The sequence below is a fragment of the Pseudomonas sp. SM4 genome, from assembly GCF_051913165.1.
Classification (GTDB): Bacteria; Pseudomonadota; Gammaproteobacteria; order Pseudomonadales; family Pseudomonadaceae; genus Aquipseudomonas.
The window spans coordinates 272,796-287,470 of sequence record NZ_JBODOE010000004.1 but is presented as its reverse complement, the minus strand read 5'-3'; the positions used below and the strand labels follow the sequence as shown (position 1 = coordinate 287,470).

13 protein-coding genes are annotated in these 14,675 nt (G+C 60.9%); all 13 read right to left on the bottom strand.

The genetic code is table 11. From position 1 onward, the window contains the following. Positions 1-11: 11 nt before the first annotated feature. A complete protein-coding gene (locus ACQ4MY_RS09630) occupies positions 12-896 on the bottom strand; it encodes a glycosyltransferase (protein ID WP_045123043.1) in 885 nt (294 codons plus the stop codon). A 14-nt stretch (positions 897-910) separates the two neighbouring features. Beyond that, positions 911-2,065: a glycosyltransferase family 4 protein gene (locus tag ACQ4MY_RS09625; RefSeq protein ID WP_440094884.1), complete on the bottom strand. Its 1,155-nt coding sequence runs from the start codon at positions 2,063-2,065 to the stop codon at positions 911-913. Continuing rightward, positions 2,062-3,498 carry a PIG-L family deacetylase gene (locus tag ACQ4MY_RS09620; RefSeq protein ID WP_440094883.1) on the bottom strand — a complete coding sequence of 479 codons (1,437 nt, stop codon included), beginning with the start codon at positions 3,496-3,498 and terminating at the stop codon, positions 2,062-2,064. The genes ACQ4MY_RS09625 and ACQ4MY_RS09620 overlap by 4 nt, the downstream gene beginning before the upstream one ends. Positions 3,499-3,506: 8 nt before the next feature. Next, positions 3,507-4,403 carry an antimicrobial resistance protein Mig-14 gene (locus ACQ4MY_RS09615; protein WP_440094882.1) on the bottom strand — a complete coding sequence of 299 codons (897 nt, stop codon included), beginning with the start codon at positions 4,401-4,403 and terminating at the stop codon, positions 3,507-3,509. Further along, positions 4,403-5,533 (bottom strand): glycosyltransferase, encoded by a 1,131-nt coding sequence (locus ACQ4MY_RS09610; protein ID WP_440094881.1) that lies wholly within the window; start codon positions 5,531-5,533, stop codon positions 4,403-4,405. The genes ACQ4MY_RS09615 and ACQ4MY_RS09610 overlap by 1 nt, the downstream gene beginning before the upstream one ends. Next, positions 5,517-7,274, bottom strand: a complete 1,758-nt coding sequence (locus ACQ4MY_RS09605; RefSeq protein ID WP_008079282.1) for a carbamoyltransferase family protein — start codon at positions 7,272-7,274, stop codon at positions 5,517-5,519. The genes ACQ4MY_RS09610 and ACQ4MY_RS09605 overlap by 17 nt, the downstream gene beginning before the upstream one ends. Before the next feature lie 233 nt (positions 7,275-7,507). Further along, positions 7,508-8,956: a lipopolysaccharide kinase InaA family protein gene (locus tag ACQ4MY_RS09600; RefSeq protein ID WP_440094880.1), complete on the bottom strand. Its 1,449-nt coding sequence runs from the start codon at positions 8,954-8,956 to the stop codon at positions 7,508-7,510. After that, complete coding sequence (locus tag ACQ4MY_RS09595) at positions 8,956-9,708, bottom strand: lipopolysaccharide kinase InaA family protein (RefSeq protein ID WP_008081349.1); 753 nt, start codon at positions 9,706-9,708, stop codon at positions 8,956-8,958. Before ACQ4MY_RS09595 ends, ACQ4MY_RS09600 begins: the two co-directional genes overlap by 1 nt. After that, complete coding sequence (locus ACQ4MY_RS09590; protein ID WP_008081351.1) at positions 9,705-10,439, bottom strand: lipopolysaccharide kinase InaA family protein; 735 nt, start codon at positions 10,437-10,439, stop codon at positions 9,705-9,707. Before ACQ4MY_RS09590 ends, ACQ4MY_RS09595 begins: the two co-directional genes overlap by 4 nt. Next, positions 10,439-11,245, bottom strand: a complete 807-nt coding sequence (rfaP, locus tag ACQ4MY_RS09585; protein ID WP_440094879.1) for a lipopolysaccharide core heptose(I) kinase RfaP — start codon at positions 11,243-11,245, stop codon at positions 10,439-10,441. Before rfaP ends, ACQ4MY_RS09590 begins: the two co-directional genes overlap by 1 nt. Beyond that, positions 11,245-12,366, bottom strand: a complete 1,122-nt coding sequence (locus ACQ4MY_RS09580) for a glycosyltransferase family 4 protein (protein WP_440094878.1) — start codon at positions 12,364-12,366, stop codon at positions 11,245-11,247. The genes rfaP and ACQ4MY_RS09580 overlap by 1 nt, the downstream gene beginning before the upstream one ends. After that, positions 12,366-13,427 (bottom strand): lipopolysaccharide heptosyltransferase I, encoded by a 1,062-nt coding sequence (gene waaC / locus ACQ4MY_RS09575; RefSeq protein WP_440094877.1) that lies wholly within the window; start codon positions 13,425-13,427, stop codon positions 12,366-12,368. Before waaC ends, ACQ4MY_RS09580 begins: the two co-directional genes overlap by 1 nt. A gap of 1 nt (position 13,428) precedes the next feature. Beyond that, positions 13,429-14,463, bottom strand: a complete 1,035-nt coding sequence (waaF, locus tag ACQ4MY_RS09570) for a lipopolysaccharide heptosyltransferase II (protein WP_045123125.1) — start codon at positions 14,461-14,463, stop codon at positions 13,429-13,431. Between the last annotated feature and the right edge of the window lie 212 nt (positions 14,464-14,675).

Below are 14,675 nucleotides of genomic sequence, written 5' to 3'. Positions count from 1 at the left end.
CGGCAGCGGCTTCAGTCCTTTTCCAGCGGCGAAAACAGCAAACGCCCCAGACCGCGCCAGGTCTTCTTGTTCCACGCCTTGAACGGGATCTGCGCCAGCAGCTCGCGGGCCAGCTTGCGATTGCGGTTGGCGGTCTTGAGGAACATCGAATTCAGTGCCTTGTAACGCACTTCGTCGTACAGCGGATGATCGCTGAACAACGCATAGATGCGCAGGATGCTTTCGATCATGAAGCGGTGATTCTTGTACGAATTGGTGGCGTGCTTGCGATAGCGCGCCATCACCACGTTCAAGCCGTCGATGAAGTAACCGGCACGGGTCACCTTCAACTCGATGTACAGGTCTTCGAGGCGAATCGTCGGATCGAAGCCACCAACCTTGTCCAGCGCTTCGCGGCGGATCATCAAGGTCGGGGCCGGCGGGTAAGGCTTGCGCTCAAGGAACATGTCATCGAAGTCGAGGCGACGGAACGGCACATCGCGACGCTGGCGTTTTTCCGGGTAGAGGTTGCCATCTGCGTCCATCAACTCGATGTTGCCGGCGCAAATCCCGACCTCTGGCTTGCCGTCCATATACGCCACCTGAGTCGCGATGCGCTCCGGGTACATGATGTCGTCGGAGCCGAACGGCACGATCAGGCTGCCCTTCGCGCGCGCGATGGCGCCATTGAGCGTGTTGGTCAGGCCCTGATTCTGCTGCACACGGAAATCGAAACCGTACTGCGCCTGCAAGGCGTTGATGCGCTCGACGCTGTCATCCGTCGAGCCGTCATCGATCACCAGCAGTTCGATGTTCTGGTAGGTCTGCTTGAGGACGCTGAGAATGCTTTCCTCGATATACGGGCCGTGGTTGTACGAAGCGATGATCACGGTGACGAGGGCATTGGCTTCGCTCATGGCTTCTTGTTCGCTCATGGCTGCACCTTGCGCGCTTGTTCCAGGCCAGTGTCGATCAGGTCCAGGTACTCCTGACGGAACACCTCGATGTCATGCTGTTCCTGCAGATAGCGGTAGGCTTGTTCGCCCTTGGCCTTGAGTTCGTCATCGGACAACGCGAGGTACTGATCCAGCGCCGCGACAATACTCGGTACATCCTTGGGCGTAATCGCCAGACCGCCAGCGCCTTCGATCAGCGGCAACATCGCCGGCACGTTCGAGGCGATCACCGGCAAATGTCCGCTCATGCCTTCCAGCAAGGCCAGACCCAAACCTTCGGCCAGCGACGGCATGGTCCAGAGATCAAAGGCACGCACGTATTGCAGGGCGTTTTCCTTGAAACCGAGCAGGTGCGCGCGACCGCTCAGGCCCAGTTGCTCGATCTCGGCGGCCAGCGGCGCTTGCAGGCGCCCGGCACCGATGATTGCCAACTGGGTGTTCGGGTATTTGTCTTTCAGCGCGGCAAAGGCCTGCAACAGATAGGTATGGCCCTTGACCGAGACCAGCCGCCCCAGCGCACCGATCAGGCGCACATTCGGGTCGATGCCGAGCAGCTCGCGCGCTTTTTCGCGGCTGTGCTGCAAGCCTTCGGCCTGTTCGATATCGATGGCGTTGGTGATGGCGTAAGTGTTCTGGTCGGTGAACCCGCAATCGCAGTCCAGCAGGTACTGTTTGACCGCTGGTGAGACACCGACGAAGCGCCAGTGGCGGTCGATCAAACGCTGAGTCTGACGACGACGATAGAAGCGGTCGTACTCGCCAAAACCGTGGGAGATGCCAATGCACAGCGGCACCTTCAACCAACGGTTGAGCGTGAGCATCATGTTCACCGGTTTGAAGCGGTTGCAGATGACGACGTCGAACTTCTCGCGGCGGCAGAACTTGTACAGCGCCCACATCGCGCGCAGGCGCATGCCTTTGAGGGATTTGTCGGAAAACTCGAAATACACCGAACGATCGGCGCGGCTGACCGGCTCGCCAGGTGCGGGTTTGCCACGCAGAAACGCAGCGGTGATCTCATAACGATCCGACGGCAGCGCCTTGACGATCTGCTCGGCAAGGTCGGCGAAATCATGGGCTTTGACGTTGTAGTCAGGCTGCAACTGCAGCACCTTCGACCGTTGACTCATAACTTTCCCCGATTCACGCCTGATTCACCCGGTTTCAGCAGCCAAAGCAATTCCTGGCGTCTGACCGCTTTTCGAAAAAATTCGTTTTCGCCGTACACCGACGGCTTGCGACCGGCCAGCAAACGCTGGATCGAGCGGCGCAAACGACGCTTGAACGGTGCTGGCGGCTGCAGGTCATGCATCATGCCCAGCGCCATGGCCTTGTCACGTTGCTGCTCAACCGTCAGTGGCAGGCACAACGGCTGCATGGGTACAGCGGCGTCGAAAGCCGGCGGCAGCGCGATGCCGTCACCGGCATTGCCCATCGGCCAGCGATCGTTGTCGTGCAGATGGTTGGCGTAACCGAGCAGGGTTGGCTGCCAGTCGAGGCTGCTGAGCACCTGCAACACGGCTTGTTGGCTGCAAATATGATCGGGGTGCGGATCAAGCGTCGGATGCGGCAGGACGATCACGTCCGGATGTGCGCGCAGCAGCACTTCGCGCAGGTCGGCCAGCAAATTGTTCCAGGTCGGCGCGCCATCGACATCGCTCGGCAAGCTGAACGGGTTCAACTGACGGAACAGACGGGTATCACTCAGATCGGCTTCGCGTGAAGCAATCGCCTGATTCGGCGCTGCCTGCATCGCTGCCAGTTGCAGACAGAAGTAACCGAGTTGTACGCAGTTTTCCGCCGGCACACCGGCCCAGCGCGGCACCGCGAGGCTGTCCCAAGCGCGCAATCGACCCTTGAGTCGCGCGGCTTCGACCTTGTTCAGGCCCATCTGCTGATAGTGTTCGGCTTCGATTTCGCCAGCGGTCAGGGTGACGATCCAGGCTTCGTCTGCCTGACTGTACAAACCGTAGGCTGCCAGCTCGGCGTCGTCGGCGTGCGGGGCGATTACCATCACTCGCGAACGACGATAGTCCGCTTGCTCCAGCGCCCACAGAACCGCTTCGCCCGATAAGCGGCAGAAGCGCCCGCGCAAGCGCAGCCCGCCTTGCGACAAGGCTTGCGCCTGACCACTGAGGTTCAGATAGCGCAGGCCGTTGACGCCGCGTTCGAAGGTTTGCGCGTCAGGATTCGTGCCGCCCACCAGCTCGATGCGCGGGTCGAAGAAGCGTCCCAGCCACGTGCTTTTGACCTGCACCGAGAGAATCAGGGTGGCGTCATCCACCAGCATCACGCCTTCGTCCAGGCGCAATTGCTCGCCGTTCAGATGCACCTTTGGCTGCGGTGTATACGGTGGAAAGCTGTACTGGTAATCGTCTTTCGGCGAATAAAACAGGTGATCGGCGAACCACGCTTCATGGGCGATCCAGCCGACCACCGCCAGCAGCAGCGGCAACCACCAGGCGACCAGCACACCGATGGCGATCAATACGATCAGTGCGATCAGCAGGCCTATGCGTTTGTTGCGCCGGTGGCGCTTGAGCAGTTGCTGTTTGCGGCTCATGGGCTGACTCATACGGTGAACACCGGCACAGGATTGCACCAGCGATCCTTGTATTCACGGTCGGCGCGACCGAAGGAAAAGCGCAACGGCTTGTTCAGCGCGCGCGCATGCTCCCAGGCGCTTTGCGTATTGAGGAAGCTCAACACGCTGCCGGGGCTGAATTCACGGGTTTCGGGGTCGACGCCGCCATTGATGTACTCGACGCTGATCCACTCCGGCGCTTCAACGCGGTACACCAGTTGAATCGCGATCGGCGCCTCGTTGAGGAAGATCACCGAACCGATCAGCAGCTCGCGCAGCAGCTCGATGACATCAGCCATACGCGCTGCGCCGGTAGCGGGGAAACCCCAGCGGCGCTGAAACAGATCGCAGTAGATCGCCGCCAGTTCAACACTGGAGAAGTCGCTGACCGGACGCACCACGCCGCCCGCCTCTTCCAGCAGACGCAGTTCGCGGCGCTGGTTGTAGCGAAACTTCTTCGACAGTTCTTCGGGGGTACGGGCCATGGCCAGTTGTTCGGCCTGCAACTTCATGCCGCTGAAGCGGGTTTCATTGAGAGCCGACAGGTAGCGCGCGCGATGGCGCAGCGGGGCTTGGGCATCGACGGCGGCCGGCAGGATCAGCTCGGCGTTGCCGAGGTCGAACAGACCTTTTTTGCCGTTGCGTTTGAGCACGTCCTTGGACAGGGCCAGATCGCGGCCCCAGGTCGGGATCGCCGCTTTGACTTCGCCCTGCTGTTCCCAGGCCAGATAACGCACCGGAATGCCGGCGAGATCCGCCAGGCGCTCGACCACCAGCGGGTGCGTCGCGACACTGCCGCCAAATTGCTGCCAGGCGCTGGCATAGGTGGAGGCGTCAACGGGCGACCAGCCACGTTCGCGCCAGCCTTGGAATCGGTTGAGCATCAGCCCCTCGGTGCCAGATCGATAACTTGCGGCAGACGCCAGAAGGTGTCGCGCACCGCACGGTCGGAGAATTGCTCACGCAGACGTTCGAGCATCATCTCGGCGCACTGATGGCGCTGTTGATCATCCATACCGGCCAAATGTTGCAGGCCTTGGGCAAGGTGTTCGGCATCGCCTAGCGGGAACAGAATGCCCACGCCTTCGACCACTTCCTTCGCCCCGCCACACGCGGTGGCCAGCAACGGCACGCCGGCGGCCATGGCTTCCAACAGCACCATGCCGAACGGTTCGTGATCAGAGCTGAGCGCGAACACATCAAAGGCACGGAAGTAATTGCGCGCGTCTGGCACCTGCCCGAGGAACAGCACGCGATCGCCGATACCCAGCTCGCGCGCCAGCTCCTTGAGATCCTGTTCCAGGCGGCCCTTGCCGAGAATCACCAGTTGGCTGTTCTCGGGCAAACCCGGCAGCGCGGCGGCGAAACCGTGCAGCAATGTCGCCTGATCCTTGTCCGGGTGCAGCCGACCGACGTTGCCGACAATCCACGCATCCGCCGCCAGCCCCAAGGTCTCGCGGGCTTCGCGGGCAGACACCTGAGCAAATTGCAGCGCAGGCAGATCGATACGGTTGTACAGCGTCTGAATTCGCGCTTGCGGCCATTTCGGCAGGCAACGACGCATGTCGTCGCGCACCGCATCGGACACGCCAAGCAGGCTCAGGCGCTTGCGGAAAATGTGCGCAAAGAATTTGCGCGTACCGCGTTTGTAATCGTCAAACGCGTGGTGCACGCCAATCACCGGCAGCGACGTGCCGAGCAAGGCGATGTAGATCGGCTTGAAGCGATGGGCGATGCAGAAACTGAAATTGCGTGAAGCGGCGATCTTGCGCAGATCGCCGATGGCGCCCAGCTTCAGGCCACGAATGGCCTTGGAGCTGTACTCCATGAACAACACTTCATCAGAGGCACACGCTGCGGCCACCTCGCTATCGGCGGCCCCGGTCAGAAAGACCGTGGTCACCCGATAACCGGTGCCCGCGAACAGGCTGGCGTACTGCCGTGCGCAGTCGAGGAACGGCCCGTCATAGCCGTGACAGAACTGCAGCACATGGCGTTCAGCCGAGCGAGTCATAAGCGTTTGCGCCCTCTTTGACCACCAGAATGTCTTCCATGATCAGGTACTGCAGATCGGAGCCGAAGAACATGTTCAGCGCGTCGGTCGGCGAGCAGATCATCGGTTCGCCACGACGATTGAGCGAAGTGTTCAGCGACACACCGTTGCCGGTGAGGACTTCCAGCGCCTTCATCATGTCGTAGTAGCGCGGGTTGTATTCGCGCTTGAGCACCTGGGCACGCGACGTACCGTCTTCGTGGACGACTTCCGGCACACGGGTTTTCCACTCATCCGCGACTTCGAAAGTGAAGGTCATGAACGGCGCCGGGTGATCGATCTTGATCATCTGTGGCGCAACGGTGTCGAGCATCGACGGGCAGAAAGGCCTCCAGCGCTCGCGGAACTTGATTTGATGGTTGATGCGGTCAGCCACGCCAGGGATGCTCGGGCAACCGATGATCGAACGACCACCGAGTGCGCGCGGACCGAATTCCATGCGGCCCTGGAACCAGGCCACCGGGTTGCCATCGACCATGATCTTGGCGATCTGCTCAGGCATGTTGTCGAGCTTGCGCCAGGTCGGTTTGTTCTCGTGACGGGCACACGCGGCGATCACGTCTTCGTTGCTGTACGACGGGCCGAGGTAGACGTGTTCCATCTTCTCGACCGGCACGCCACGGGCGTGCGACACGTAAGCGGCGGCGCCAACTGCGGTGCCGGCATCGCCGGACGCCGGCTGTACGAACAATTCTTTGACGTCATCACGGGCGATGATTTTCTGGTTGAGCTTGACGTTCAACGCACAGCCGCCGGCGAACGCGAGTTTGCCGGTTTCCTTGAGGATGTCGCCCAGGTAGTGGTCGATCATCTGCAGCGAGATCTTTTCGAACAGCGCTTGCATGCTTGCGGCGTAGTGGATGTACGGCTCGTCAGCGATATCGCCTTCGCGTTTCGGGCCCAGCCATTCGATCAGCTTCGGCGAGAAGTAGAAGCCTTTGCCCTTCTCTTTGTAGCGACGCAGGCCGATCACGTTGGCGTAGTCGGTGTTGATCACCAGCTCGCCGTTCTCGAACGAGGCCAGACGCGAAAAATCATATTTGCTGGCATCGCCGTACGGCGCCATGCCCATGACTTTGAACTCACCGTCGAGCATCTCGAAACCGAGGAACTCGGTGATCGCGCCGTACAGGCCGCCGAGGGAGTCCGGGTCGAAGAATTCCTTGATCTTGTGGATCTTGCCGTTTTCGCCGTAACCGAAGAAGGTCGTCGCGTACTCGCCCTTGCCGTCAATGCCGAGGATCGCGGTTTTCTCTTGGAAACCCGAGCAGTGGTAGGCGCTGGAGGCGTGAGCCAAGTGGTGCTCGACCGGTTCGATCTTGATCTTTTTCGGATCGAAACCCAGTTGTTCCAGGCACCAGACGATCTTGTTGCGATAGCGCTTGTAGCGACGGTTGCCCATCAGGATCGCATCGAGGGCGCGATCCGGCGCATACCAGTAGCGTTTGGCGTAGTGCCAGCGGGCCTCACCGAACAGGCTGATCGGCGCGAACGGAATCGCTACAACGTCAACGTCGGACGGCTTGATGCCAGCCTGTTCGAGGCAGAACTTCGCCGATTCGTAGGGCATGCGGTTCTTTGCATGCTTATCGCGTACGAAACGCTCCTCTTCAGCCGCCGCCACCAGCTTGCCGTCGATGTACAACGCGGCTGAAGGGTCATGGCTAAGGGCGCCGGACAGGCCAAGAATCGTCAATGCCACAGGGGTCTAGCCTCTTTAGTCTGCATTCAGGCGCGATGCGCCTTGAAAATTGATGTGCCCTCGCACCGGGCGAGAGACAGCTAAAGGGCGGGATTATAGCGTAAACGTGGCGGGAATGACCCAGAGCTATTTGCCGAACAGCGGTGAGGATCAAAAGATCGCAGCCTTCGGCAGCTCCTACAGGAAATCGCATTCCAAATGTAGGAGCTGCCGAACAGCGATCTTTTAAATCTTCAGACTCGATCAATACTTTTCGGCAAACGCTGATCAATCACTTGATACAGCGCACTGCTTTCTGGCCAGTTGCGCATGAAGCGTGCGCGGTCGCGGGCGTAGGCCGGGGCGAAGCTGCCGAGGGAGCGGTGTTGGCACATTGAGTCGAGGTCGATCAGGGCCCAGCGATCGTCCTGCCAGAACAGGTTATGGCCCTTGAAGTCGCCATGGCTGATGCGCTCGGCGATCAGGCGGGCGAACAGTTGATCCAGTGCCTGCAGCTCGGATTCCGGGGCCTCGCCGTTTTCAACATACGGCGCAAAGCGCTCGATGATGTCCGGACCCGGCAGGTATTCGGTGATCAGATACGCGCGGCTGCGCAGCCACAGGAAACGTTTTTCCAGCACCGCCAACGGTTTCGGCGTGGCGATGCCGAGGAACGCCAGGCGATTGCCTTCACGCCACGAATGCCAGGCGCGGCTCGGACGCCAGAAGCGCTTGAGCCAATGTGCGAAATTCTTGATGTTGTAGCGCTTGATCACCAGTGTGCGCCCGGCCACGTCGACCTTGCCGACACTCGCGGCGCCACCGGTCTTGTACAAATGGCCCTGATCGAGCAGCGCATCGGCCTGTTCCAGCACCGGCACCATCGCCGCCTCTTCTTCGCGACGAATAGCGCGCAAGGCGAACGCTCCGCGCTGCACGGCAAACAGCGTGCACTCACGACCGACCTTGATCAGGTAATCGCGCAGACGCCAGGCGCGCACCTTGTCGATCTGCTTCTGCAACGCTTCCAGCGGCAGCGCGTGCTCGGCGTTGCTCAGCAGGTAATACACCAGCAATTCTTCGGTAAACGGCTCCAGCGCCTTGGGCAACTGGGCGAAAAACACTCCGAGGTTTTCCAGGACTTTCTGCCGCGACAATGGCTGGCCGGCAGTTTCCGCGCAGATGCCGGCACCGTCGATCAGATACAACTGGCCGCCATGGCGCAGCAGATTGTCCAGGTGCAGGTCTTCCTGCCACAGGCCCTTGCTGTGCAACTGCGCAATCGCGCCGAGTGCGTCGCCCAGCACCGCCGATTGTTCATCCGCCAGCACCGGCAACGACTCGACCTGTTGCCAGGCATCACCAAGGCTTTCCGCATCTTCAAGGAATTCGAACAGCAGCCAGCCGCCCTCGCCTTCCTTCAAGCCATCGGCCAACAGCAGCGGCGTGGTCAGGCCTTGCGCCGCCAGCAGTTTCACGCCATTGAGCTCACGCTGAAAATGCCGCGCCGCCTTGCTGCCGACCAGCAATTTCGCCAGCACCGGCCGACCGCGCCAAACACCGGCACCGACATAACGCTGCCCCGGCAGCACCCGCAGCAGACTTAGCAGCTGCAAATCGGCAGGCCCGGCGGCATCGGCCAGGGCAATCGTCAACGGCAGACTTGGCGTGCGCCCGGCGTTTTTCAGGTCGGACAACTGCATCAGCGGGTCTCCTTGCGACTGCGTCTTGCGGTCAGACGCGTAACCCAACTGTCGACCAGCGAACTGTCGCTCGGTTGATCAACATAGGCCGCGAGCAATTCGCGCAGTTGCGCCTCGCTCCACTGCGGCGCACGGCGCAGCAGCGGCTCCAGATCCTTGACCCGGTCGCGCTGACCGAACAGCAAGGGCCGGGTCTTTTCCAGGTCGATCAACTGCGCGCGATATTCAGCGCCGTCGGCCTGCAAAAAAATATGTTTCGGGTAAAAACAACCGTGCACCTGACGCAAGCCGTGCAGCAGCCGCGCCAGTTGCCCACAGGCCTTGAGGATCGCCGATTGCTGCGTGGCGGTCAGTTCCGACCAGCGCTGCAACAACGAATCGAGATCATCCCAGCCATCAAGGGCGCGGGTCAGCAGGATCGCGCGGACTTCACCGTCGACCTTGCGCTGCCCGAAGAACGCCGCTTGCAACGCCGGAATCCCCAGCGTGTTGTAGCGGCTGATGTTGCGAAATTCGCGGGCAAAACTTGGCTCGCCAAATGGCGCGTGCAAGGTGCGCGTCAGGTAGTTGCTCTGGCGCTTGAGGTAATAAGCGTGACCTTCCAGCTCCAGACGAAACACGCTGCTCCAGCCACCACCGTCGGTGTTCGGCTCGTCCACCGCTTCAAGCTGTTTGGCCCAGAGCGCGTCGAAGGTGCCGAGGCCATGGCGCTCAAGCAGCGCACGGTCTTCAGCGGCCAGAAAATCAGTCATTCGCGTCCCTCGAAAAATCTCACCACGTGGCGAATGCGCTTCTTGTCAGCGGCATCCAGGCGATCACGTCCACGGTATTGCAGATAGAAGCGCAGGCGCTGGGTGTTCGACAGATGATATTTGGCGACCTTGTCGAGGCAGGCCAGATCCTTGGTGATGCGGTACTTGAGCCAGAAACCGCGCCAGAAATCACCGTTCGGGCAGTCGATCAAAAACAACTGCGCCTGATCGTCGATCAGTAGGTTGCGCCACTTCAAATCGTTATGGGTGAAGCGGTGATCGTGCATGGTCCGCGTGTAAGCGGCCAGTTGCCGACTGACGCCATCGACCCAGGCGCGATCCTTGAGCTTGGGATCGTTGCGCTCGGCCAGCGCCGAGAGGTCTTCGGTGCGCGGCAATTCGCGGGTGATCATCGCGCCACGGTCGTACGCCGCGCCACGTCGCTCCAGACCCCAGGCCACCACTTCAGCGGTGGGAATGCCCCACTTGGCGAAGCGTTTGAGGTTCTGCCATTCCATCTTCACCCGCGGCTTGCCGAGGTAACGGCGCAAGCCTTTACCGGCGCCGACGTAGCGTTTGACGTAATAGTTGACGCCGTTGCGCTCGACACGGACGACTTCGGACAGTGGATCGCGAGTCAGCCGTTCGCCTTGCAGGGCAAACACCGCTTCGAGGCTGCCAAAGTCTTCGGCGAGTTCACTGTATTGCGGCTCCAGAATCCAACCCGCCATCAGAGCGCATCCCCGTAGCGCTGTTTACGCGCATAGAGCTTGTTGGCCTTGCCTTCGAGCCAGCTCAGCAACGGCGCTTCTTCAGCCAGGATCTGCCGCAGCGGTTGCTGAAAATAGCCTTTGAGGAAACGCAGCTTGTCGCGGCGAGTCAGACCGATGTCCAGCGCGGAAAAGTACAGCGCGGCCAGATCCTTGTTGCGCCAGCGCTGCGTGATTTTCGCGCGGGTCTGGGCACGGTGCAGGTCGATCACCGAAAGCTTGAAATCGTCTGCCGTCACCGGCTTATCGGTGTGCAGCAGAAAGTGGCAAATGTAGCAGTCGCGGTGATTGACGCCGGCGCGGTGCATCATGCCGGTCATGCGCGCGACTTCGGCGATCAGCGCGCGCTTGAGCTTCGGCTCCGGCGGCTGCTTGACCCAGTCGATGCTTAAGTCCTCAAGGCTGACGGTAGGCGCCAGCTCTTCGGTGACGATGAACGAGTGCTGATCCGCCGGGTTGCTGCCCTTCTCGCCGTACGCGACGGCGGTCATGGTCGGCACGCCGACTTCCTGCAGACGCTGGATAGCCTTCCACTCCTGACCCGCGCCGAGTACCGGCAGCTTGGCGGTCAGCAGGTTCTTGAAGATTTCGCCCCAGCCGATGCCACGGTGAATCTTGACGAAAAATCCGTTGCCGTCGACTTCCGTGCGCAGTGTCCGGCGTGCTTCCAGCTCGCGGTATACCTCGCCCTGCAAGCCTTCGACTTCGGCGAACGGGTCGCGTCCGGCCCAAAGGCTTTTGAACGGTTCAGCCAGCATCAACTTCATTAAGCGTGCTCCGCCAGAATCACATCGGCCGCGTGCTGCGGCATGCTGTAGAGGTCGGCCGTCTCGGCGAAGGCCAGACCATTGCGGCTCCAGGCCGCGCGTGCAGCGTCGTCTTTCAACATGTCAGTCAGGTATTGCGTCAACTGCGCTTGATCGAACGGCTCGTCCAGCACTCGCCCGGCGTCGGCCTCGGCGATGTAATGGGCATAACCGCAGACCGCACTGACCAGCACCGGCAAGCCGGCGACCAGCGCTTCAAGCAACACAGTACCGGTGTTTTCGTTGTACGCCGGGTGAATCAACAGGTCAGCGCCGAGCAGGAAACGCGGGATATCGCTGCGCCCTTTGAGGAACGTCACGTTATCGCCCAGACCCAACGTCGCGCTCTGCATCTGGAATAATTTGGGGTCATCCTGGCCGATTACAAACAGCCGGGTACGCTTTCTCAGTTCAGCGGGCAATGCGGCCAGTGCTTTCAGGCTGCGATCGACGCCTTTGGTTTTGAAACCGGAACCGATCTGCACCAGCAGCAGCTCGTCATCCTTCAGATTGAATTCAGCGCGAAAACCGGCGCGGATTTCGTCAGCATCCGCTGGACGGCGACGATCCTGAGCGATGCCCGGTGGCAGCAAGTGGAAGCGCTCAAGCGGCGTGTCGTAATGCTTGATGAACAGCGGCTGCTGCACTTCGGAAATCATCAGCACTTCGGTCTTCGCGTCTTTGGCGAACACCGCGCGCTCGTACTCGGCGAAGTGGCGATAGCGGCCCCAGCGACGGTACAGCGAGTTGCGCAGATTCTGCGCCTTGTCTTCGAAGCAACCGTCGGCGGCGTAATAGACGTCCAGCCCCGGCATCTTGTTGAAGCCAATCAGGCGATCAACCGGGCGCTTGGCCAGATCCGCTGCCATCCATGCGCTGAGTTTTTCGTTGCGACGATGATTGAAGAAGGCTTTGACCGGCGCCACCAGCACCTCAAAACCGGGCGGCACGTCGCCTTCCCAGATCAGCGTGTAGACGCGGATCTGATGCCCGCGTTTCTGGCATTCGAGGGCGATACGCATGAAGTCGCGCTGCAAGCCACCGAACGGGAAATATTTGTACAGGACGAATGCCAATTGCATCAGCGCAGCTCCTCAGCCATTAACAACGTGCTCAGTCGGCTGGCGACACGCTCGGGATTCAGACGCGTGAAGCACAGAGGCTGTTCACGCTTCAGGTCAAACTGACGGGCATCCTGCGCGGTCGGTTGATAGGTACATTTCTTTTGCAGGCACGGCGCGCACGGGAAGTCGCTGGCCAGGTGAATCTGCAATTTGCCGTAGGCGCCGGTCAGGCCCGGGTTGGTCGGGCCGAACAGCGAAATGGTCGGCACGTCCAGCGCCGCAGCCAAATGGCCGAGGCCGGTGTCCACCGCGACACAGGCTTGCGCCCCGGCGAGGACTTTGCCGACGCCGGCCAGATTGAGTTTCGGCAGCACTTCGGCATGTTTGAAACCAGCGGCGATGCGTTCGGCGCGGGCCTTTTCCTGGGGATTACCCCACGGCAGTTTGATGCCGACGCCGAGGTAACCGACGCGTTCAGTCAATTCGCGCCAATAGCTTTCCGGCCAGTGTTTGGTGTCCCACGTGGTGCCGTGCAGGAACACTACGAAGGCGTTTTTGCGCGGCAGCTCGACCAGACGTTCGACGTTGAGGCCGTAATCGCCCAGGCCTTTGGGCAGGTCGTAACCGAGGGCGATGGCGAACAGTTGGCGCACGCGTTCGACGGCGTGTTGGCCACGGGCCACGGCCAGTTTGCGATCGTAAAAACGCGCGGCCATCGGCTCGCGAGCCGAACCTTTGTCGAGACCGGCCACCGGCGCTTTGACGTAACGGGTCAGCCAGGCACTTTTCAGCAGGCCCTGAGCGTCGATCACCAAGTCATATTTGTTGGCGCGCACGCTTTGCTTGAAGCGTTTCCACTCGCCGCTGGTGATGGTTTTCCAGATGTTTTTGCGCCAGCGGCGGATCGCCACTGGAATCACTTTGTCGACGGCCGGGTGCCAGGCCGGGATCTCGGCGAAGCCTTCTTCCACGACCCAGTCGAATTTGATCCCGGGGATCGCCCTGGCGGCGTCGGTCAGCGCCGGCAACGCATGGATCACGTCGCCCAGCGATGAAGTCTTGATCAGCAGTACCCGCAACTTAATGAACCTCGACCACAGAGCCCTGCAATTTCTGCAAGGCATCGTTGACCGCGTCCGGCATCAGCTGGCGCAGGCAGTTGTAATGGCCGAAGCGGCAGGTACGGTCGAAGCACGGGCTGCAATCGAGACCCAGACGAACCACTTCGACGTGCTCGGCCAGCGGCGGGGTAAAGCCCGGTGAAGTCGAGCCGTAGACCGCCACTAATGGACGGTTCAGGGCGGCGGCAACGTGCATCAGACCAGAATCGTTGGAGACCACCGAGTCGGCGCAGGACATCAGGTCGATGGCCTCGGCCAGCGAGGTGCCGCCGCTGAGGTTGACCGATTCTTCGCGCAGGCCAGGGATCAACCGGGCGCGAATGTCTTCGCCGACCGCGTGATCGTTTTTCGAGCCAAACAACCAGACCTGCCAGCCTTCGCGAATACGCGCTTCGGCGACTTTGGCGTAGTGCTCGGACGGCCAGCGCTTGGATTCGCCGAACTCGGCGCCGGGGCACAGGGCCAATACCGGGCGATCGAGGCTCAGGCCGAATTTGGCCAGTGCGGCTTCGCGGGTCACCGGGTCGATTTGCAGGCTTGGGCGCGGATAGGGCTTCGGCAGCTCGGCGTTCGCTTCATAGGCCAGCGCCATGAAACGCTCGATCATCAACGGATAGCGTTCTTTGTCGAGGGTGCGCACGTCGTTGAGTAGGCCGTAACGGAATTCGCCGCGCCAGCCGGTGCGTTTCGGGATGCCGGCGAAAAACGGCACCAGCGCTGATTTCAGCGAGTTGGGCAGCAGGATCGCCTGATCGTACTGACCGCGCAGGGATTTGCCGATGCGCCGACGCGTCGCCAATTCCAGCGCGCCGTGGCCGAGCGGGAAGCTCAAGGCCTGGCGCACTTCGGGCATGCGCTCAAGGATCGGCCGGCTCCACTCGGGGGCCAGCACGTCGATTTCGCATTGCGGGTGGCGCTGTTTGAGACACTGAAACAGTGTCTGCGCCATCACCATGTCACCGACCCAACTGGGCCCAACGATCAGAATATTCATGTGGTTTCCAAAAACGAACCGGGGAGGCATTTACGCCTCCCCGCCTCGAGAATCACTGAGGGAACGGCGCTGCTTGCGATGGGTCATTACCTTCAACATAACTGTCGACTGTCACTCCGCTATCGCGAGCAGGCTCGCTCCCACATGGTTTTTTCGTCTTGCCTTGATTCTGCGTACACCGCAGATCCATTGTAGGAGTGAGCCTGCTCGCG